The organism is Antarctobacter sediminis (assembly GCF_019218285.1).
Taxonomy (GTDB): Bacteria; Pseudomonadota; Alphaproteobacteria; order Rhodobacterales; family Rhodobacteraceae; genus Antarctobacter; species Antarctobacter sediminis.
The window spans coordinates 927,795-946,346 of record NZ_JAHUZG010000002.1; the positions used below are offsets into that span (position 1 = coordinate 927,795).

At 63.4% G+C, this 18,552-nt stretch carries 20 protein-coding genes and 1 tRNA gene; 14 read left to right on the forward strand and 7 right to left on the reverse strand.

What is annotated here, in order from left to right; translation table 11 throughout:
• The first annotated feature begins 22 nt into the window (after positions 1-22).
• Positions 23-754 carry a DUF3592 domain-containing protein gene (locus KJP30_RS12440; protein WP_218449596.1) on the forward strand — a complete coding sequence of 244 codons (732 nt, stop codon included), beginning with the start codon at positions 23-25 and terminating at the stop codon, positions 752-754.
• 518 nt (positions 755-1,272) lie between these two features.
• On the opposite strand, the gene carB is transcribed toward KJP30_RS12440, so the two are convergent.
• Positions 1,273-4,605: a carbamoyl-phosphate synthase large subunit gene (gene carB, locus KJP30_RS12445; protein WP_218449597.1), complete on the reverse strand. Its 3,333-nt coding sequence runs from the start codon at positions 4,603-4,605 to the stop codon at positions 1,273-1,275.
• 211 nt (positions 4,606-4,816) lie between these two features.
• Here carB and KJP30_RS12450 point away from each other — a divergent pair, with 211 nt between their 5' ends.
• From KJP30_RS12450 to KJP30_RS12470, 5 genes are all read left to right on the forward strand, one after another.
• Positions 4,817-5,935, forward strand: a complete 1,119-nt coding sequence (locus KJP30_RS12450; RefSeq protein WP_218449598.1) for an aminodeoxychorismate synthase component I — start codon at positions 4,817-4,819, stop codon at positions 5,933-5,935.
• Positions 5,890-6,519 carry an aminotransferase class IV family protein gene (locus KJP30_RS12455; protein WP_218449599.1) on the forward strand — a complete coding sequence of 210 codons (630 nt, stop codon included), beginning with the start codon at positions 5,890-5,892 and terminating at the stop codon, positions 6,517-6,519. Before KJP30_RS12450 ends, KJP30_RS12455 begins: the two co-directional genes overlap by 46 nt.
• A gap of 98 nt (positions 6,520-6,617) precedes the next feature.
• Positions 6,618-8,399 carry an aspartate--tRNA ligase gene (aspS, locus tag KJP30_RS12460; RefSeq protein WP_218449600.1) on the forward strand — a complete coding sequence of 594 codons (1,782 nt, stop codon included), beginning with the start codon at positions 6,618-6,620 and terminating at the stop codon, positions 8,397-8,399.
• Positions 8,400-8,510: 111 nt separating this feature from the next.
• Positions 8,511-9,887 (forward strand): DUF1800 domain-containing protein, encoded by a 1,377-nt coding sequence (locus KJP30_RS12465; protein WP_218449601.1) that lies wholly within the window; start codon positions 8,511-8,513, stop codon positions 9,885-9,887.
• Positions 9,888-9,891: 4 nt separating this feature from the next.
• Positions 9,892-11,115 (forward strand): DUF1501 domain-containing protein, encoded by a 1,224-nt coding sequence (locus KJP30_RS12470; protein ID WP_218449602.1) that lies wholly within the window; start codon positions 9,892-9,894, stop codon positions 11,113-11,115.
• Positions 11,116-11,125: 10 nt separating this feature from the next.
• Here the strand turns inward: KJP30_RS12470 and KJP30_RS12475 are convergent, their stop codons facing one another.
• Complete coding sequence (locus KJP30_RS12475) at positions 11,126-11,842, reverse strand: response regulator transcription factor (protein WP_218449603.1); 717 nt, start codon at positions 11,840-11,842, stop codon at positions 11,126-11,128.
• A 133-nt stretch (positions 11,843-11,975) separates the two neighbouring features.
• On the opposite strand from KJP30_RS12475, the gene mce reads away from it, so the two are divergent.
• Positions 11,976-12,380 (forward strand): methylmalonyl-CoA epimerase, encoded by a 405-nt coding sequence (gene mce / locus KJP30_RS12480; RefSeq protein ID WP_218449604.1) that lies wholly within the window; start codon positions 11,976-11,978, stop codon positions 12,378-12,380.
• Positions 12,380-12,670, forward strand: a complete 291-nt coding sequence (locus tag KJP30_RS12485) for a DUF1467 family protein (RefSeq protein WP_218449605.1) — start codon at positions 12,380-12,382, stop codon at positions 12,668-12,670. Before mce ends, KJP30_RS12485 begins: the two co-directional genes overlap by 1 nt.
• A 204-nt stretch (positions 12,671-12,874) precedes the next feature.
• On the opposite strand, the gene KJP30_RS12490 is transcribed toward KJP30_RS12485, so the two are convergent.
• Complete coding sequence (locus tag KJP30_RS12490) at positions 12,875-13,564, reverse strand: EI24 domain-containing protein (protein ID WP_218449606.1); 690 nt, start codon at positions 13,562-13,564, stop codon at positions 12,875-12,877.
• On the reverse strand, positions 13,561-14,139 hold the full coding sequence (locus tag KJP30_RS12495) for a nitroreductase family protein (RefSeq protein ID WP_218449607.1): 579 nt from the start codon (positions 14,137-14,139) through the stop codon (positions 13,561-13,563). Before KJP30_RS12495 ends, KJP30_RS12490 begins: the two co-directional genes overlap by 4 nt.
• Positions 14,140-14,235: 96 nt before the next feature.
• Here KJP30_RS12495 and KJP30_RS12500 point away from each other — a divergent pair, with 96 nt between their 5' ends.
• Positions 14,236-14,493 (forward strand): DUF167 domain-containing protein, encoded by a 258-nt coding sequence (locus KJP30_RS12500; RefSeq protein WP_218449608.1) that lies wholly within the window; start codon positions 14,236-14,238, stop codon positions 14,491-14,493.
• Positions 14,494-14,499: 6 nt separating this feature from the next.
• Here KJP30_RS12500 and KJP30_RS12505 read toward each other — a convergent pair whose 3' ends face one another.
• Positions 14,500-14,730 (reverse strand): DUF8831 family protein, encoded by a 231-nt coding sequence (locus tag KJP30_RS12505; protein WP_218449609.1) that lies wholly within the window; start codon positions 14,728-14,730, stop codon positions 14,500-14,502.
• Positions 14,731-14,919: 189 nt separating this feature from the next.
• On the opposite strand from KJP30_RS12505, the gene KJP30_RS12510 reads away from it, so the two are divergent.
• The 4 genes from KJP30_RS12510 to KJP30_RS12525 all read left to right on the forward strand — a co-directional run bounded on the left by KJP30_RS12510 (position 14,920) and on the right by KJP30_RS12525 (position 16,563).
• Positions 14,920-15,627: a M48 family metallopeptidase gene (locus tag KJP30_RS12510; RefSeq protein ID WP_218449610.1), complete on the forward strand. Its 708-nt coding sequence runs from the start codon at positions 14,920-14,922 to the stop codon at positions 15,625-15,627.
• A 96-nt stretch (positions 15,628-15,723) separates the two neighbouring features.
• Positions 15,724-15,981 (forward strand): DUF6455 family protein, encoded by a 258-nt coding sequence (locus KJP30_RS12515; protein ID WP_246594481.1) that lies wholly within the window; start codon positions 15,724-15,726, stop codon positions 15,979-15,981.
• A 2-nt stretch (positions 15,982-15,983) separates the two neighbouring features.
• Positions 15,984-16,319, forward strand: coding sequence for a DUF6455 family protein (locus tag KJP30_RS12520; RefSeq protein ID WP_218449611.1), 336 nt, complete (start codon positions 15,984-15,986; stop codon positions 16,317-16,319).
• Positions 16,300-16,563 (forward strand): DUF6455 family protein, encoded by a 264-nt coding sequence (locus KJP30_RS12525; protein WP_218449612.1) that lies wholly within the window; start codon positions 16,300-16,302, stop codon positions 16,561-16,563. The genes KJP30_RS12520 and KJP30_RS12525 overlap by 20 nt, the downstream gene beginning before the upstream one ends.
• A 93-nt stretch (positions 16,564-16,656) precedes the next feature.
• Here the strand turns inward: KJP30_RS12525 and KJP30_RS12530 are convergent, their stop codons facing one another.
• The gene (locus KJP30_RS12530) at positions 16,657-17,640 is read right to left on the reverse strand and encodes a complex I NDUFA9 subunit family protein (protein ID WP_218449613.1); all 984 of its coding nucleotides are present in this window, start codon (positions 17,638-17,640) and stop codon (positions 16,657-16,659) included.
• A 151-nt stretch (positions 17,641-17,791) separates the two neighbouring features.
• On the opposite strand from KJP30_RS12530, the gene KJP30_RS12535 reads away from it, so the two are divergent.
• Positions 17,792-17,876, forward strand: a tRNA-Leu gene (locus tag KJP30_RS12535).
• 146 nt (positions 17,877-18,022) lie between these two features.
• Here the strand turns inward: KJP30_RS12535 and KJP30_RS12540 are convergent.
• Positions 18,023-18,487, reverse strand: coding sequence for an Lrp/AsnC family transcriptional regulator (locus tag KJP30_RS12540; protein ID WP_218449614.1), 465 nt, complete (start codon positions 18,485-18,487; stop codon positions 18,023-18,025).
• Positions 18,488-18,552: the final 65 nt, after the last annotated feature.

An 18,552-nucleotide genomic window follows, 5' to 3' on the forward strand; every position in this document is an offset into this window, starting at 1 on the left:
GAAAAGGACCCGAAGAGGCAGGATGGCAGGACGCAAACCGATACCGCTGATCGTTGCCGGGTTGCTGGCGCTGCTGTTCATTGTGCTGGCCGCCTTGATCTACAGCGCCTCGTCAAAGGCTGCGCGGTTTGATCGGGACGGAGTCGAAACCTCGGCGACCTTCCTGTCTGGCCGCACGGTACGCTATCAAAGCCAGCCCGAGAAACCGGTGCGCTATCGCCACTATGCCACGGTCCGCTTCGAAGCCGGCGGCCAAGTTGTCACGGCAGAGGCCGAGGTCACAGGGGATTTCCTGCGCGCGCATGATCCGGGCGCGCGGGTTCCGGTGACTTATCTGCCGGACGACCCGCAAACCGTGTTGGTGGACCCTCTGCACGAAAGCCGCGGACTGGCGCTGGCTTGGATGTTCCTGATCTTTTTTGCCGGTGCGCTGCTTTGGCCCCTTTGGCAGCGATGGCGCACGCGGGGTGCCCCGCCTCGTCCTTCGCCAGAACGCGCGCCGCGCCCCAAGGCCGGGCCGATGCCGCGCTGGGTGCGTTTGGTTTCGATTGTACTGATGCTCTGCGCGCTGGGGTCGTTTTTCACCCTGTCGGTCTGGCTGCGCTACGCGGTCGAAGCCTGGGCCCTGCCGCATGTCGGCTGGGTCAGCCTTCCCTTGGGCATGGCGGCAATGCTGGTGCCGCCTGTGGGATTCGGCTTGGCGAATTTGACGTTGATCTGGGGGGTGCAGAGGTTTGGGCGCGCGGCGGGGTAGAAACCCGGCCTACAGAGTGCGGAGCCGGGCGCGCGACTGACCGGCGGGGAGGCGCTGCGACGGATGTGGCTGGCAGTTTATCCCCACGTCTCCCGCGTAAGGATTGCGTGGAACAAAACGGCTGACAAAGCGCCTGCACGGTGGAGCCGGGCCATGCCGGAGGCACGCCTGTGGCGTGACCGCGCGCCCGGCGGGCCTGCGGCCCTTGTTTCCGGGCTTGAGGCAGATACGTCGGAGATGGGATGAAAGCGGTTGTCGGGCGCTATTCAGGGCTTCGCCACGTCCTGCCGCGTCGCACAAGGGTACGCAGCAAAACAAATGCAAACCCGACAAGAAGCCAAACAATTCCCTGGTCGATCACTTCTCCAGTGGTCTCTGCGCTTGCAAGGTAATGGCTGATCGCCATCATATAGGCAGCGCCTTCAAACGAAGCCGCTGCCTATACCGCCATGGCAACTCGAAGTCCGCCAAGGACTATGGCGACCCAACCAACGATTCGAGCATCCGACCCAGACGACTTACCCCTGAAGGCTCTTCACCACCAGTTCGCCCTCTTCCCGTGCTTTCATGGCCAGAGCGGCGGCATGGGCGCCCGCGGCGGTCGTGAAGTAGGGGATCTTGTCGTAAAGCGCGACCGAGCGGATCTCGCGGCTGTCCTCAACCGCGGCCGAACCTTCGGTGGTGTTCATCACCAGCTGGATGCCGCCGTCCTTCATCAGGTCGACGATGTTCGGTCGGCCTTCGTAGACCTTTTTCACCAGTTGGCAGGCGATGTCATGCGCGGCAAGGAAAGACGCCGTGCCCGAGGTCGCCACGATGGCAAAGCCCAGATCCACAAGGGTGCGCGCTGTTTCGACCAGCAGTTGCGTCTTGTCCTCGTCCTTGATCGAGAAAAAGACCGTGCCTTCGGTCGGCAGATGCGTGCCTGCGCCCAGCTGTGCCTTGAGGAAAGCGCGGGCAAAGGATTTGTCCCAGCCCATGACCTCGCCGGTGGAGCGCATTTCCGGGCCAAGGATCGTGTCCACGCCGGGGAAGCGCGCGAAGGGCAGGACCGCCTCCTTGACCGAGAACCACGGCATGTTCGGATCCGCCAGCGTCATCATGTCGGCCATGGGCACATCGGTGTCATAATCGATGCTGGCGTCATAAGGCGCGCGTTTGGGGAAGTTGGACAGCGGCTCGCCCGCCATGACGCGGGCGGCAATCGACGCGATGGCGCTGTCGGTCGCCTTGGCGACGAAGGGCACCGTGCGGCTGGCGCGCGGGTTCACCTCGATCAGGTAAACCTCGCCGTTCTTGATCGCGAATTGAACGTTCATCAGGCCGACCACGTTCAGCGCCTTGGCCAGCGCGTGGGCCTGACGCTCGATCTCGGCCAGCACTTCGGCGTCCAGCGAATAGGGCGGCAGCGAACAGGCGCTGTCACCCGAGTGGACGCCGGCCTCTTCGATGTGCTGCATGATGCCCGCGACGTGAACGTCCTTGCCATCGCAGATCGCGTCCACATCCAGTTCCGTCGCACCGGAGAGATAGCTGTCCAACAGAACCGGACTGTCGCCCGACACGACCACAGCCTCTTTGATGTAGCGTTTCAGTTGATCCATGTCGCGGACGATTTCCATCGCCCGGCCGCCCAGCACGTAGGAGGGGCGGATCACCAGCGGAAAGCCGATTTCTTCGGCGATTTCCAACGCCTGCGCATCCGTAGAGGCAATGCCGTTGCGAGGTTGCTTCAGACCCAGTTCGTTGACCAGCGCCTGAAAGCGTTCCCGGTCTTCGGCAAGGTCGATGGCGTCCGGAGTGGTGCCGAGGATCGGGATGCCCTCTGCCTCCAAAGCATTGGCGAGCTTCAGCGGTGTCTGGCCGCCGAACTGGACGATGACGCCGTGAAGGGTGCCGTTCTCCTGCTCTTTTGTCAGGATCTCCATCACATGTTCGAAGGTCAGCGGTTCAAAATACAGCCGGTCCGAGGTGTCGTAGTCGGTCGACACCGTTTCTGGGTTGCAGTTGATCATGATGGTTTCAAAGCCCGCTTCGGTCAGCGCGAAACAGGCGTGGCAGCAGCAATAATCGAACTCGATCCCCTGCCCGATCCGGTTCGGACCGCCGCCGAGGATGACCACTTTCTTGCGGTCGCTTGGGCGCGCCTCGCATTCCACCTCGCCCATCATGGGCTCTTCGTAGGTGGAATACATGTAGGGGGTCTGGGCTTCGAACTCGGCCCCGCAGGTGTCGATCCGCTTGAACACGGCGGTAACGCCCTGCGCGTGGCGGCGCGTGCGCACGTCCTTTTCGGAGAAGCCGGTCAGCTTGGCGAGGCGGGCGTCCGTGAACCCCAGCATCTTGAGCGCGCGCATGCCCTCGGTATCCTGCGGCAGCCCGTTGGCGCGGATGTCGTTCTCGGCCTCGACGATCTCGCGGATGCGGGCAAGGAACCACGGGTCAAACATGGTGACACCGTGGATTTCATCATCCGACAGCCCGTGGCGCATAGCCTGCGCGATGGTGCGCATCCGGTCCGGGGTCTGTTCGCTGATCGCCTTGATGACGGCGGCCTTGTCGGGCGCTCCGGGGATTTCGACCTCGTCAAAGCCGGTCAGGCCGGATTCCATCGAGGCCAGCGCCTTTTGCAGCGATTCGTGGATGGTGCGGCCAATGGCCATCGCCTCGCCCACGGATTTCATCGCGGTGGTCAGATAGGGCTGCGAACCGGGGAATTTCTCGAAGGCGAATTTCGGGATCTTGGTGACGACATAGTCGATGGTCGGCTCAAAGGACGCCGGGGTCACTTTCGTGATGTCGTTGTCCAATTCGTCGAGGGTGTAGCCCACCGCCAGCTTGGCCGCGATCTTGGCAATGGGGAATCCCGTCGCCTTGGAGGCCAGCGCCGAAGAGCGCGACACGCGCGGGTTCATCTCGATCACGACCATGCGGCCGTTTTCGGGGTTGATCGCCCATTGCACGTTGGACCCGCCGGTTTCGACGCCGATCTCGCGCAGGACGGCGATCGAGCCGTTGCGCATGATCTGGTATTCCTTGTCGGTCAGGGTCAGCGCCGGGGCCACGGTGATCGAATCGCCGGTGTGCACGCCCATCGGATCGACGTTCTCGATGGAACAGACGATGATCGCATTGTCCGCCTTGTCGCGGACAACCTCCATTTCGTATTCCTTCCAGCCCAGCAGCGACTCGTCGACAAGGATCTGACCCACCGGCGAGGCATCCATGCCCGAACGGCAGAAGTGGATGTAATCCTCGCGGTTGTAGGCCACACCGCCGCCCGTGCCGCCAAGGGTAAAGGCGGGGCGGATGATGGCGGGCAGACCGATTTCTTCCAGCGCGTCCAGCGCGATCTGCACGCCTTCTTCGAGGTCGAACTTGCCCTTGGCATCCTTGGGCGCGGTGACGATGGTCGCCTTGGGGTTTTCCAGCCCGATGCGGTCCATCGCTTCGCGGAAGAGCTTGCGGTCTTCTGCCATTTCAATGGCATCGCGCTTGGCACCGATCATCTCGACACCGAATTTCTCCAGCACGCCCATCTCTTCCAGCGCCAGCGAGGTGTTGAGCCCGGTCTGCCCGCCCATCGTCGGCAGCAGCGCGTCGGGGCGTTCTTTCTCGATGATCTTGGCCACCACTTCCGGCGTGATCGGTTCGATATAGGTGGCGTCGGCCAGGCCCGGATCGGTCATGATCGTCGCCGGGTTCGAGTTCACGAGGATGACGCGGTAGCCCTCTTCGCGCAGCGCCTTGCAGGCCTGTGCGCCGGAATAGTCGAATTCGCAGGCCTGCCCGATGACAATCGGCCCCGCCCCGATGATCATGATCGACTGGATATCGGTACGTTTGGGCATGGCGGACCTCTGCTGATATGGCGGCTGCTGATGTGGCGGCGTGAGCGACAGGCCCGCAGACTCGCGTCCGGGCCAAATTGTCGTGCGTTATAGGCACCGCGCCAAAAGGTGCAAGGGCGTGTGGCCTGCCGTCTTCAATATGTCGCCTTCGGACTTTCGTGCCCAGCGCGTCTGGCGTAAAACCACAGGCTGACGCAGCAGGAGCCAGACAATGCGCATACGCTTCGATCAGGGGCCTTCGGGCGCCGGGACCGGCTTTGCCGAGGCAAGCGAGGTGATCCGCGCCGATACGCCTGCCGAAGTGCCCGCGGCGTTGGCCCGGCTGGATGCCGCGCGGGCGGCGGGCGCATGGGTCGCGGGTTTTGCCAGTTACGAGTTGGGCCATGTACTGGAACCCAGACTGGCGCGGTGGATGCCCGGCGAACGCCGCCTGCCGCTGATCTGCTTTGGTGTCTACGACGCGCCGCGCGCCCTGCCGCTGGCGCAGCCGGGCGGCGGCATCACCGGTTTCACGCCGCGCTGGGATGCGACCCGCTATCGCGAAGCGTTCCAGACGGTGCATTCCGCCATTGCTGCCGGCGACATCTATCAGGCGAACCTGACCTTCCCCATCGACCTGACCATCGATGGGCGCCCCGAGGCGCTGTACGCCGCGCTGGCCGACCGGCAACCGGTGCCGCATGGCGCCCTTGTCGAAATCGACGGGCTGGCCTTGCTGTCACGCTCGCCCGAACTGTTCTTTCGCACCGATGCACTTGGGCGGATCGAAACCCGCCCGATGAAAGGCACGCAACCGCGCAGCGTGGATCCGGCCGAGGATGCACGCCGCCGCAACTGGCTGGCGCAGGACGAAAAGAACCGCGCCGAGAACCTGATGATCGTGGACCTTTTGCGCAATGACATCAGCCGGGTGGCGCGGCCCGGCTCGGTCAAGGTGCCGCAACTCTTCCACGTCGAAAGCTATGCGACCGTGCACCAGATGGTGTCGCTGGTGCAGGCGGAACTGGCCGAGGGTGTCACCCTGTCCGACATCTTGCGCGCGCTGTATCCCTGTGGCTCGATCACCGGCGCGCCCAAGATCCGCGCGATGGAGATCCTGTCCCTTCTGGAACCCTGGCCGCGCGAGATCTATTGCGGTTCGATCGGCTGGGCCGCACCGGATGGCCGGTCCGAGTTCAACGTGGCGATCCGCACCCTGATGGTGGACGGCGCACGCGCTGTGCTGAACGTGGGCGGCGGCGTGGTCTGGGACAGCACCGCCGAATCCGAATACGAGGAAGCCCTGTGGAAGACACGCTTTGCCCGCCAGATGATGCTGGATTTCGCCTGATCGAAACCGGCTTGTGGACGCCTGACATCGGGCTGCACCGGCGCGATCTACATCTTGCGCGGCTAACCCGCAGCGCCGCGCGCCTTGGCATTCGCCCCCAAGGGGTTGAGGCAGCGCTGGAGGCCGCGCGGTTCGACGGGCCGACCCGCCTGCGGCTGACCGTAACGCGCGACGGCGCTGCCGAGGTCACGGGCGCGCCATTTGCCCCCCTGCCGCAAGATACGGTCTGGACGCTGGCCATTTCCCAGGATCGCCTGCGCAAAGACGACCCGTGGTTGCAGGTCAAGACAACCGAACGGGCGCTGTATAACGCGGCGCGGACTGCCCTGCCCGATGGCATCGACGAGATGCTGTTCCTCAACGAGGAAGGCGCGCTGTGCGAAGGCACGATCACCAACCTCTTTCTGGAAACGCCCGAGGGCATGGTGACCCCGCCGCTGGCCGATGGCTGTCTGCCCGGCATCCTGCGGCAAGAGTTGCTGGCGAAGGGCGCGCGGGAACGCCGCCTGCTCCCTGCCGACCTGTCGCGGGGGCGGATTTTCGTCGGCAATGCCCTGCGTGGGCTGATCCCCGCGCGCCTGTAGCCCGCTTATCGCGTCGAAACCGGCAGTCCGCCTTGACTTTGCGAGCGCGGGACTGTGTATCGGCGCCTGATTTACGCCTCATCCGAAAGGTATCCGACATGCACGCCTATCGCAGCCATACCTGCGCCGATCTGACCAAGGCCAATGTGGGCGACACCGTCCGCCTTGCCGGTTGGGTGCATCGCATCCGAGATCACGGCGGCGTCCTGTTCATCGACCTGCGCGACCATTACGGCGTGACGCAGGTTCTGTGCGATCCCGACAGCCCGGTCTTCAAGGACGTCGAGAAGGTGCGCAGCGAATGGTGTATCCGCATCGACGGCAACGTGAAGGCGCGCGACGAGTCGCTTATCAACGCCAAGCTGCCCACCGGCGAGATCGAGGTCTATATCCGTGACCTCGAAGTGCTGGGCGAAGCGCAGGAACTGCCGCTGATCGTCTTTGGCGATCAGGAATACCCCGAGGAAACCCGCCTGAAGTACCGCTATCTCGACCTGCGCCGCGAAGCGATGCAGAAGTCGATGACCCTGCGGTCGGACGTTGTGGCCTCGATGCGCCGCCGCATGTGGGACAAGGGGTTCCGCGAATACCAGACGCCGATCATCACCGCCTCGTCGCCCGAAGGCGCGCGCGACTTCCTCGTGCCGTCGCGCCTGCATCCGGGCAAGTTCTATGCCCTGCCGCAGGCCCCGCAGCAGTTCAAGCAGCTGATCATGGTCTCGGGCTTTGACAAGTATTTCCAGATCGCGCCCTGTTTCCGCGACGAGGATCCGCGCGCCGACCGTTCGCCCACCGATTTCTATCAGCTCGACCTGGAAATGTCCTTTGTCGAGCAGCAGGACGTGTTCGACACCGTCTCGCCCGTGATCGCGGGCATCTTCGAGGAATTCGGCGGCGGCAAGAAGGTCGACGCGCCCGAGACATGGCCGCAGATCCCCTATGCCGAGGCGGCACTGAAATACGGCACCGACAAGCCCGACCTGCGCAACCCGATCGAGATGCAGGATGTCAGCGAGCATTTCCGCGGCTCGGGCTTTGCGATCTTTGCCAAGCTGCTGGAGCAGGACGGCACCCAGATCCGCGCCATCCCGGCGCCCACTGGCGGGTCGCGCAAGTTCTGTGACCGCATGAACGCCTTTGCCCAGAAAGAGGGCCTGCCGGGCATGGGGTATATCTTCTGGCGCGCCAAGGGCGACGAAATGGAAGCCGCCGGTCCGCTGGCCAAGAACATCGGCCCCGAGCGGACCGAGGCGATCCGCCAGCAGCTGGGCCTTGGCGTCGGTGACGCGGCCTTCTTCCTCGGCGGCAAACCCTCGGCGTTTGAACGTGTGGCGGGCAAGGCGCGCGACGTGATCGGCGCCGAACTGAACCTGACCGACCAGAACCGCTTTGCCTTTGCATGGATCGTGGATTTCCCGATCTACGAGAAGGACGAAGAAAGCGGCGAGATCGACTTTGAACACAACCCCTTCTCCATGCCGCAGGGCGGGATGGAGGCGCTGCTGGGCGATCCGCTGGCGGTCAAGGGTTTCCAGTACGATCTGGCCTGCAACGGCTATGAACTGGTGTCGGGCGCGATCCGGAACCACAAGCCCGAGGTCATGCTCAAGGCCTTTGAACTGGCCGGTTATGGCGAGGACGAGGTCAAGAACCGCTTTGGAGCGCTTTACAATGCGTTCCATTATGGCGCCCCGCCGCACGGTGGCTGCGCCGCCGGCATCGACCGGATCGTGATGCTGCTGGCCGAAACGGCGAACATCCGCGAAGTCATCATGTTCCCGATGAACCAGCGTGCCGAAGACCTGATGATGAACGCGCCGTCCGAACCGTCTTCGGATCAGCTGATGGAACTCAGCTTGCGCGTGATTCCGCAGGAATAATCAGGCCGTAGGGCACCATTCCGCCGAACCGGCGGACACAAAGACGTGCGGGGCGATGCAAGCGCGCCCCGCATCCGTTATACGGATCTCAGCAGTCTTGAGGTCTCGTATATGTTCGACCCCGTCCTTGCCGACATTCGTTTTGGCTGCGGCCTGTCCCCGCACATTGCGCCCCCCCATAGCGCGGAGGCCATGCTGGCCGGGTTGACGGCACCGGACACCATGGCGCGCAGCTTTGCGGTCGTCCCCTTTGCCGAATTTTCGCAAGATATGCTGGACAGCGGCGTGACCCTTGGCCGGATCAACCGGATGACCAAGGGCACCGAGGCCAATAGCCTTGTGATCGCCCAGATCCGCAAGCTGCGGCAGCGCGCCCGCAAAGCACAACGCGCATGGCTGGTTTCCCATGTGGCGCGGCGCGTACATAGCCCCACTCCTTTCCGAGAGCGGCTGGAAAGCTTTTGGGCGGATCACTTCACGGTCCGAGGCAAGGCCAATGTTCTGGAATTCGGCGTTTCGCCCTACGTCGAATCCGCGATCCGTCCCAATTTCGCCGCGCGGTTCGAGGATCTGCTGATCGCGGCGGCCCTTCACCCGATGATGCTGCATTATCTGGATCAGCATGCCTCGGCCGGGCCAAATGCCGAGCGAGCGAAAAACGCCCCCGGAAAGTTCGGCTTCAACGAAAACCTCGCCCGCGAGTTGTTGGAGTTGCATACGCTGGGCGTGGACGGCCCCTATACTCAGGCCGATGTCCGCCAACTGGCCGAGCTTTTGACCGGGCTGATGTATTCCGCTGATGACGGCACGATCTTTCGGCAATCTCTGGCGGAACCCGGTGATGAAACGGTATTGGGCAAACGCTATGGCGGGCATCCGGGCGGCGGGTTGCAGGATATTCACGCCGCTCTGCGCGATCTTGCAAGGCATCCGGTCACCGCGCGCCATATCACGCAAAAGCTGGCCGTGCATTTTGTCGCGGACATGCCCGATCCGGATCTGATTGCGGCCATGGAACGGGCTTGGCTGGATACCGACGGCGCCTTGTTGCCGGTCTACAAGGCGATGTTGTCACATCCCGCAACATGGCAGCCGCGCCCCGCCAATGCCAAGCAACCGCTGGATTTCATCGCTTCGGCCTGTCGGGCGCTTGATGTGCCCCATGCCGTGCTGACCAAACGCGCCTATGTTGCAATCGAACAACCGATGCGGCTGATGGGCCATTTCTGGCAGGAACCGTCCGGGCCAGACGGTTTGCCAGAGGGGGATGACGCGTGGCTTACGCCGCAGGGTCTGGCAGCGCGCCTGCAATGGGCCTTTGTCATGCCGCAGACCCTGCTGGGCAGGCTCCCGGACCCGCGAGAGTTCGTGCAGACCGCGCTGGGATCGCGGGCCGACCAAGACCTGCGCTTTGCCGCCTCCGCCGCCGAAACCCGCGCTGACGGGATCGGCGTCGTTCTGGCCTCGCCCGCGTTTCAAAGGATGTAAGCAGATGGACAGACGCAGTTTTCTGACCCAAGGGGCGATGATCGGCTGTTCGTTGGCAGCCAGCCCGCTGATGACGCCGGTCAGCTTTGCCGCTACGCCCGGTGACGCCCGGCTGGTGGTCATCATCCTGCGCGGCGGCATGGACGGTCTGGGTGTTGTAGCGCCCTACGGAGACCCGGATTTCGCGGCCCTTGGCCGTCCTGTGCCGGACTTTTCCAATGGTGCCATGGATCTGGACGGCCGGTTCGCCTTGCACCCGGCGCTGTCGCCCTTGCGCCCCCTGTGGCAGGCCGGAGAGCTTGGCTTTGCCCATGCCGTTTCGATCCCCTATCGCGACAAGCGCAGCCATTTCGACGGGCAGGACCTGCTTGAGGCTGGCGTGGCGGAAAACGGCGGGCCCCTGCCCCCTGACGGCTGGTTGAATCGCGTGGTCCAGAACTTGCCCGGGGCCACCGCCGACAGCGCCTATGCAATCGGAGGTGAGCCGTTGCGCATCCTGTCCGGGCCCGCTCAGATCAGCCGTTGGACCCCCGAGGCCGATCTGCATCTCTCGCCGCAGGCGATCCTGCTTACCCGGCGCGTCATGCAGTCCGACCCGGCAATGGCAGCAGCCCTCGACAGCGCCTTTGCTCTTGCGGGCAGCGACGGGGATGCATTGGCCTTTACCGGCGGGACAGAGGACATGATGGCGGCAATGCAGGATGACATGATGTCACCGCGCGCGCGCAGACGGCCCGGCGTGGCGCTGGCTGCTTTTGCGGCGCAACAGTTGCGGGAACAGGCGCGGATTGCCTGTTTTTCGCTGATGGGCTGGGACACGCACAAAGGTCAGGCGCGCGGCCTGTCGAACGCGCTGGGGCAACTTGCGGACACGCTGACCACCCTGAAACAAACGCTGGGTGCCTCTGCATGGGAGCGCACGACAGTCGCTGCCGTGACCGAATTCGGGCGCACCGTCCGGATGAACGGATCGGGCGGCACAGACCACGGCACCGGCGGCGCGATGATCCTGGCCGGTGGCGCGCTGCGTGGCAGACGTGTTCTGACGGAATGGCCCGGCCTTGACGAAGCCTCGCTATACGAAGGGCGCGACCTGAAACCGACACGGGATATGCGGGCCTATCTGGCCTGGATGCTGCGCGGGCAATTCGGACTTGCCCGCAGCACGTTGGAAACCGGGATCTTTCCGGGACTCGACATGGGCGAAGACCCCGGTTTTTTGCTGTAGGGCCGCGACCTCAGATCGCCATGCGGTCGGCCACGCGATCCTGAACCAGCGCCGAAACGCGATCCAGTCCCGCTTTCACCGGAAGGCCCGCAGCACGGGCATCGGCCAGATCCTCGGCAGCTTGTTGCAAGACACCGTCGCCCGCGCTGCGCGCGACACCGGCAAGGAACTGCGTCAGGTAGGCCAGCGTGCTTTCGTTGCCTGCATCGCCCAGAACATCCGCCGCGTGGGCCATGTCATCGCGATAGGCCAGCGGATCGGGATTGACAGGATCGTCGCTGACAAGGCGCGGCCCCGTCGGACGGCGTTCGACCGGCAGCACCGAAAGAATCGCATTCTGAAAGGCAACGACCGAGGACACCGGTTTGCCCAGAAAGCCATCCGCGCCGGCGGCAAGCGCCACCTCTTCCGAAAAGGTATCGCCGCTGGTGCCAAGGATGACATCCACGCGCGGGCAGGTAGTCGCCAATTCCGAAATCAGTTCCGCCCCCGATCCGTCAGGCAGGCCAAGATCAATGATCACGACGCTGGGCCGATACACTTGCAGGTGACGCCGCGCCGATTTCAGGCAATCTGCCCGGCGGATGCGCGCGCCAGAGCGCAGGCACAAAAGGCGCATGGCATCGCAGGAATACCGGCTGTCCTCGACAACCAGAATGGTCAGCCCCAAAAGCGGCCGCGTGGCCGTGGGACGCAGATGCGGTGAGAGATGTTCCAGTTCGTCCATGTCGGGGCTCCTTATCGAGTCGTGAACAAGATTGGCCTGACAGGGTGAACAAGCGGTTAAGGGTCGCACCGCCTTGTCCGGGCGTGGTGCAGAGGCCATAACCTCTGCCAACGCCAGACATGGAGAGACAAAGATGATCGGACGCCTGAATCACGTTGCCATCGCCGTGCCCGACCTAGAGGCCGCCGCCGCACAATACCGCACCGCATTGGGTGCAACGGTCGGCGAACCGCAGGACGAGCCCGACCATGGCGTGACGGTGATCTTCATCGAACTGCCCAACACCAAGATCGAACTGCTGTATCCACTGGGCGAGAACTCTCCGATTCAGGGCTTTCTGGACAAGAACCCTTCGGGCGGCATTCACCATGTCTGCTACGAAGTCGAAGACATCATCGCCGCGCGTGACCACCTGAAGGAAACCGGAGCGCGCGTGCTGGGCACCGGAGAGCCCAAGATCGGTGCCCACGGCAAGCCGGTGCTCTTCCTGCACCCCAAGGATTTCAACGGCTGCCTCGTGGAACTGGAGCAGGTTTGATGGGCATCACCTCGGCCATCGTGCTGTTCGCGGTTATCTGGTTCATGACCTTCCTCTGCGTGATCCCGATCCGCCTGAAAACGCAGGGCGACCTGGGCGAAGTCGTCCCCGGAACCCATGCGGGCAGCCCCGAGGTGCACAACCTGAAACGCAAGGCTTGGATCACCACGGCCATCGCCTTTGCGATCTGGGCCGTGGTTGCTTCGGTCATCGTTTTCGAACTGATCACGGTGCGCGACATCGACGGATGGATGTTCAACCGGATGGACGGCACCTCGCACGTCGATTGATCCGGGACAGGCCATCTGGCCAAGGCCCCTTTCCCGACGTAATCGCGAACCGGCGCGCGCCTCTTGGAACGCGCGCCCTCTTTGGCCCAGCAGACCAGCGACGAAATGTGGCTAGTCATTTGCCTTTCCCGGCCAATGCCCCTGTCGCCAGATTTGGCCGAACCGCCGATGATCAGAGCGGAGGCAACGCAGGCAGGGGAGCCGTTACCTGCGCCCGACCCGGTGGAACACATGGGTGAAGGTGGCTGCCCCCAGAACCGGCACCAGCAGGTTCACGATGGGGATCGTCAGCGGCACCGCCATCAGCACCCCCGCCGCCCAGATCGTCACCAAATGGCGACGGCGCAGTTTGCGGGCCTCTTGGCGACCGACGCGGCGCATGGCCGCGAGGGTGAAATATTCCCGCCCCAACAGAAAGCCGTTCAGCCCCCAGAAGATTACCGGCGCAAGCGGCGCGAACAGCAGGTAAAGCACCAAAGCAAACAGGTTGGCCACGATCATCGTGCCAAGGAACCCCAGCGAATCGATCAGCCCGTCGGCAAAACTGGGCGGCGTTGCGGGGCCGAGGCCCGGGTAATGCTTGTCTTCGACCGCCTGCGCCACTTCTTCGAGAAACATCGAGGTGATGGCCGAGGCAATCGGCACCATCAAAAAGGCAGAAAGCACCAGCATGACCGGAACGGCGGCCCAACTCGCCGCGTTGTCCAGCCATTCCACCGTGCCGATCCAGGGCAATGAGATCGAATCACCGATCAGCCACCCCAATCCCCAGATCACGGTCATGCTGACGGCGACAAGGATCGCCAGAGTGATCCCGATCCCGCGCAGCAGAACCCCGCGGAAACGCGGATCGGGCATTTGCGCAATCGCGCGCGAGACAGAGTCAAAGATCATTCGGAGACCCAGCTGGTGATCTGCGCAAGGTCAGGGCGCGGGCGTTCCGGCGGTGCGGCGCCTTCGGTCCCGATATGGATGAACCCGGCTACCTTTTCGTGTGACGCAAGGCCCAGCGCCGTCTCGACAAAGCCGCGATCATGACTGGCCCACCCGGACAACCAGTTTGCGCCCCAGCCCGAGGCCAGCGCCGCATTCAACAGGGCAAGGCAAACCGCGCCAGCCGAATATGTCTGTTCCACGGCCGGTATCTTGGGGCTGTCCTTTTGCACCTCGACCACTACCACGCACAGCGGGCTGCGCTCCCACGCGTCCTGCGCCTTGGCGATGTCTTCGTCGCTTTTGCCCAGTCGCACGCCACAGGCCGCAACCTCGCCCGACAGGCGGCGCATGGCGGCCTCGCGTAGCACGATGAAACGCCATGGCTCCAGCTTGCCGTGGTCGGGGCTGCGCGCGGCGGCAGTCAGCATCGGCATCAGGGCCGCGTCCTCGGGACCAGGGGCCAACAGCGTCTTGGCCGGACGCGAGCGGCGCGTCAGAAGAAAGTCCATCGCGGCGGGATTGGGCGTGGGCATGGCGTCTCCTTTTGTACTTGCCGTTATGTCAGACGCCCGAGGGCCGGATTCAACCGCGAATGTTGCCTATCCCTGTCCAGCCTGTATGCCAGCCTCATGAAACAACCCGATCTTTCCGATCTTGCAACGCCGGGCGCCATGCTGGCCGTACGCGTCACGCCCAAGGCATCGCGCAATGCGGTGCTGCGCGACGGGGATGACCTGCGCGTGACGGTGATAACGGTGCCCGAGGGCGGCAAGGCCAATGCCGCGGTCATCAAACTGCTGGCCAAGGCCCTTGGCATCCCCAAAAGCCGTCTGGAGCTGGTACGCGGAGAGACCTCTCGCGACAAACAGTTCCGGATTATCGGGTAGCCGCGCCTAGTCAGGACGGCGATAAACGCCTTCAGGGGCATTCACCGCCGTCACCAGATCGCGCATCTGCGTCAGCGACAGCGTGATTCGCTGCATCCTGTCTGTGCGCGGGTCGAATTGCTCGACCGTCACGCAATCTTCGAAACCGGAGATGACCACATCCTCTTGCAGGTGTGCTTCTCCCTCATCCACCAAGGTTACGACGGTGGCGTCGAAATCGTGCTCTACGCTGAACATGGGATCAGGTTAGCGCCCCTCGTCCGTCACTGAAACCGATTTCTCGCGATGGGGCGGCGCTCCCCCGCAATCCGGTCGAATGACACCCCCGTGAACCGGCACAACACCGCTAGTTTACTGCGAGCGACTGGTACAGTCCGGCAGCGCGGCATAGATTTGGCGGACTCTCTGTAAACGTCGGGATTCTGAATGCTCCGCTTGCTGCCGTATATTGCCCTTGCGCTGCTTGCCGCTTGCGCCGCGCCGCTGCCGACACCGGCCCCCGACGCCCTCGGCGGATCTGGTGCGCAATTGCGCGCCAATCGCGCCGCTCGGCAATTTGTCGAAGTTGTCCAGACCGTCGAACCCGTGGCCGAACGGGAATGCCGCAAACGTACCACGGGTATGAACTGTGATTTCCAGATCGTGGTGGATGACCGGCCCGATCTTGCCCCCAACGCCTTTCAGACCGTCGATCGCTTTGGCCGTCCGATCCTTGCCTTTAACGTCGGCATGATCAACTCCGTCCGCAATGCCGATGAACTGGCCTTTGTCATGGGGCACGAAGCAGCGCACCACATCCTTGATCACCTTGCGAAGACACGTCAAAGCGCCACCATCGGGGCCGTGGTCTTTGCCGGGATCGCCGCCATCAGCGGGGCCGAAGCCGAGGCCGTGCGCAATGCCGAACAACTCGGCGCGGCGGTCGGGGCGCGCACCTATTCCAAGGAGTTCGAGCTGGAAGCCGATCAACTGGGCACGATCATCACCTTTCGGGCAGGCTATGATCCGGTAAACGGCGCGGCCTTTTTCGGGCGCATTCCCGATCCGGGCAACAAGTTCCTTGGCAGCCATCCGCCCAACGCGGCCCGGTTGCAGATCGTGGCCGAAACCGCAAAGGCGCTGAAGGCCGAGTAAGCCCGATCAACCCGGCGTTGACCTGTGTCAATGCGCGCCGCCGGCACTTCGTTCATCCTCGACCCTGTCGGGATCAGGACAGAGGGGACCGGAAAGATGCATCGTGAAACGACCCTGAAGCGCCACGCGGCGCTGGTGGACAACATGGCCCGGGCGCGCGGCGTCGACCTTGAAGAACAGATGCTACGCGGCAAGCTGACGATTTCCGAACTGGAGGACGCGGTGCTGCGTTGCACCGCATGCACCTCACCCGAGGCCTGCGAACACTGGCTGGCCGAGCAGTCAAAGACTGCGGCAGAAACGCCGGAATATTGCCTGAACGCCAACGTCTTTCGTGCGCTGGACGAAGGATGACCATGGCCGGACAACGCCCCGCCGATCCGCGCCCCCGGATTCTGGGGGACGAAACCGAACATTACTGGCTGGTCCAGCGGATGGCCAAGGCAACCGGGGTCGATCTCGTCGGTGCCATGGACGCCAAAAAGATGAGTCACGAGGACTGGTTCGCAATCGTCACCCGCTGCCGCGCCTGCCAATGGGCGGAGGGCTGTGCCCAGTGGCTGGACCAACCTGCCGAACAGACCCGCGCCCTGCCCGACGGCTGTCATAATCGAAAACACCTTTCCGCGCTGAAGGAGGCGCTGACAGGCACCGTGCCCCAGGAGACAAGACATGGCACTGACGCTTGGTGATCCCGCCCGGCATTTCTTTATGACCCGCAGCGTGGCGCGTGTGATGGGGCTCAACCTTGGCGAAGCTTTGAACACGGGCAAACTGGCACCGGACACCTATGCCGCCATGGTCACAGCCTGCCGCAGTTGTGCGCTGGTCGATGCTTGTGAGAAATGGCTGGCCGGACAGGTGTCTTTGACAGCAACCCCGCCGCCGGGCTGTTGCAATGGCCCGAAACTCGCAGAGTTGCGCCGCAGCCACTAGGATCGGCCCGATTGGACAAACATAAAGGCGCCGCGTGACCGTGGCGCCTTTGTCGTTCCGGACAGGTTGGCAGGGCTTTCGCCCCACCGAATGTCAGTTCGAGCGCAGGTTCTGCGCCGATTCCTTGATCGCCTCATACTGCCCCGAGGGACGGAAGCGCCAGAGATAGTCAGGCAGCACCGCCCGAACCGAGGTCGGCGCGACCCCCAGATCCCGCAACCCCTTGGCGCCGTCCGAAACCACATTGTCCTGACGCAGGCTGCGCACCTGGTCCGCGGTCACCTGAGCGGGCACCAGCCCCAGCGAAATCGACTGCACGAAATCCGACAGGGACCCGATGATCGACGCGACGAAGAACGGGATGTTGACCACCAGTCGGCGGCGGCGGATCACGTCCAGCATCACCGCCATCAACTCGCGGAAGCTCATGACATCCGGGCCGCCCAGTTCATAGACGCCGGGCTGCGCCTGCCCCAGCAGGGCCTTTTCCGCGGCCTGCGCCACATCGTCGACATAGACCGGCTGAAACTTGGTCGCGCCGCCGATGATCGGCAGGATCGGGCCCAGACGAGTCATCGCTGCGAATCGGTTAAAGAATGCGTCTTCGGGACCAAAGACCACCGAAGGCCGCAGGATCACCGCTCCTGGCATGTGCTCAAGGATGCCTTCCTCGCCCTTGCCCTTGCTGCGGGCGTAAAGGCTTGCCCCCTCGGCGTCGGCCCCGATGGCCGACACATGCACAAGACGTTCGATCCCCTCGGCGGCGGCAATGCGCGCGATTCGCTCGGCGCCTTCGTGTTGAACGGCGTCAAAATTGTTCTTGCCGCCCTTGTCGAAGGTGCCCACGCAATTCACCACCGCGTCGGCGCCATGCATCGCCGCGCGCACGCTGTCATCATCGCGGATATTACAGAAAATCGGCTCCACCTGGCCGACAACACCGTAGGGGCGCACAAAGATCGCCTCGTTCGGGCGACGGCAGGCCACGCGGACGCGCCACCCCTCTTTCGCCATACGGCGGGCGATATAGCGTCCGACGAATCCCGAGCCGCCATAGATAGTGACGAGTTTGGACATGGGCGTCGCCCTCCTGTTGCCAGCTTGCAGCGCAGGAATACCGGCGCGGGCGCCCGCCCGCAAGGCGCCGCATTGCCGCGCGAAGATTTCTTCAAAAAGGTCGTTGACACCCCCTCGTACCACCTTTAAACGCCTGCCTCACGCTCCTGATGCCCAGGTGGCGGAATTGGTAGACGCGCTGGTTTCAGGTACCAGTGACTTCGGTCGTGGAGGTTCGAGTCCTCTCCTGGGCACCAAAAATTCTCAAGACCACCAACGTCTTGAGGATTTTGATCGAAGCCCACACCACCAGCTACAGCCCATCCAATCAACCGCAGTCGCCGATGCGCCCCTGCGGTTTTCCCGATTGGACACGGCCAATCCCACGGACAAAGCGCGCGCCCTATCGCAAGGGAATCGGGCGCTGCTCTTCGATCGCCTCCATCGCAAAGTACGACGTCACGGTTTCCAGCTCGATGTTCTCGATCAGGCGTTTGTAGACATCATCATAGCCCGCCATATCGCGCGCCACGATCTTGAGCAGGTAATCGTACTCTCCCCCAATTCGGAAGAAATCGATCACCTCCGGGATGGCCGAGACATGTTTGCGGAACAGGCGCAGCCAGTCCGCAGAATGATGCCGCGTCTTGACCAGCGAAAACACGACGAATCCGCCTCCCAGCCTTTCGCGGTCGATCACCACGGTCCGGTTGCGAATTGCGCCGGACGACTCCAGTGCCTTCAACCTGCGCCAACAGGCGTTTTGCGACAGCCCGACCTTGTCGGCCAGGGCCCGCTGCGACAGACCGGCATCGCGCTGAAGCTCTTCCAGGATGCGGCAGTCAAATTGATCCAGTTTATGTGCCATTCTCCGATCATATGACCCAATTTTTGGAATTCAATCGCAAAGAACTGTGAAGATTTTTGCGAAAC

Excerpts from the sequence above, each read along its gene's own strand:
- KJP30_RS12495 (WP_218449607.1), bottom strand. The coding sequence starts at position 14,139 with ATGCCCACGCCCAATCCCGCCGCGATGGACTTTCTTCTGACGCGCCGC.
- KJP30_RS12465 (WP_218449601.1), top strand. The coding sequence starts at position 8,511 with ATGTTCGACCCCGTCCTTGCCGACATTCGTTTTGGCTGCGGCCTGTCC.
- KJP30_RS12470 (WP_218449602.1), top strand. The coding sequence starts at position 9,892 with ATGGACAGACGCAGTTTTCTGACCCAAGGGGCGATGATCGGCTGTTCG.
- KJP30_RS12475 (WP_218449603.1), bottom strand. The coding sequence starts at position 11,842 with ATGGACGAACTGGAACATCTCTCACCGCATCTGCGTCCCACGGCCACG.
- KJP30_RS12525 (WP_218449612.1), top strand. The coding sequence starts at position 16,300 with ATGGCACTGACGCTTGGTGATCCCGCCCGGCATTTCTTTATGACCCGC.
- KJP30_RS12500 (WP_218449608.1), top strand. The coding sequence starts at position 14,236 with ATGAAACAACCCGATCTTTCCGATCTTGCAACGCCGGGCGCCATGCTG.
- carB (WP_218449597.1), bottom strand. The coding sequence starts at position 4,605 with ATGCCCAAACGTACCGATATCCAGTCGATCATGATCATCGGGGCGGGG.
- KJP30_RS12485 (WP_218449605.1), top strand. The coding sequence starts at position 12,380 with ATGGGCATCACCTCGGCCATCGTGCTGTTCGCGGTTATCTGGTTCATG.
- KJP30_RS12540 (WP_218449614.1), bottom strand. The coding sequence starts at position 18,487 with ATGGCACATAAACTGGATCAATTTGACTGCCGCATCCTGGAAGAGCTT.
- KJP30_RS12515 (WP_246594481.1), top strand. The coding sequence starts at position 15,724 with ATGCATCGTGAAACGACCCTGAAGCGCCACGCGGCGCTGGTGGACAAC.
- KJP30_RS12505 (WP_218449609.1), bottom strand. The coding sequence starts at position 14,730 with ATGTTCAGCGTAGAGCACGATTTCGACGCCACCGTCGTAACCTTGGTG.
- KJP30_RS12490 (WP_218449606.1), bottom strand. The coding sequence starts at position 13,564 with ATGATCTTTGACTCTGTCTCGCGCGCGATTGCGCAAATGCCCGATCCG.
- mce (WP_218449604.1), top strand. The coding sequence starts at position 11,976 with ATGATCGGACGCCTGAATCACGTTGCCATCGCCGTGCCCGACCTAGAG.
- aspS (WP_218449600.1), top strand. The coding sequence starts at position 6,618 with ATGCACGCCTATCGCAGCCATACCTGCGCCGATCTGACCAAGGCCAAT.
- KJP30_RS12450 (WP_218449598.1), top strand. The coding sequence starts at position 4,817 with ATGCGCATACGCTTCGATCAGGGGCCTTCGGGCGCCGGGACCGGCTTT.
- KJP30_RS12530 (WP_218449613.1), bottom strand. The coding sequence starts at position 17,640 with ATGTCCAAACTCGTCACTATCTATGGCGGCTCGGGATTCGTCGGACGC.
- KJP30_RS12520 (WP_218449611.1), top strand. The coding sequence starts at position 15,984 with ATGGCCGGACAACGCCCCGCCGATCCGCGCCCCCGGATTCTGGGGGAC.
- KJP30_RS12440 (WP_218449596.1), top strand. The coding sequence starts at position 23 with ATGGCAGGACGCAAACCGATACCGCTGATCGTTGCCGGGTTGCTGGCG.
- KJP30_RS12510 (WP_218449610.1), top strand. The coding sequence starts at position 14,920 with ATGCTCCGCTTGCTGCCGTATATTGCCCTTGCGCTGCTTGCCGCTTGC.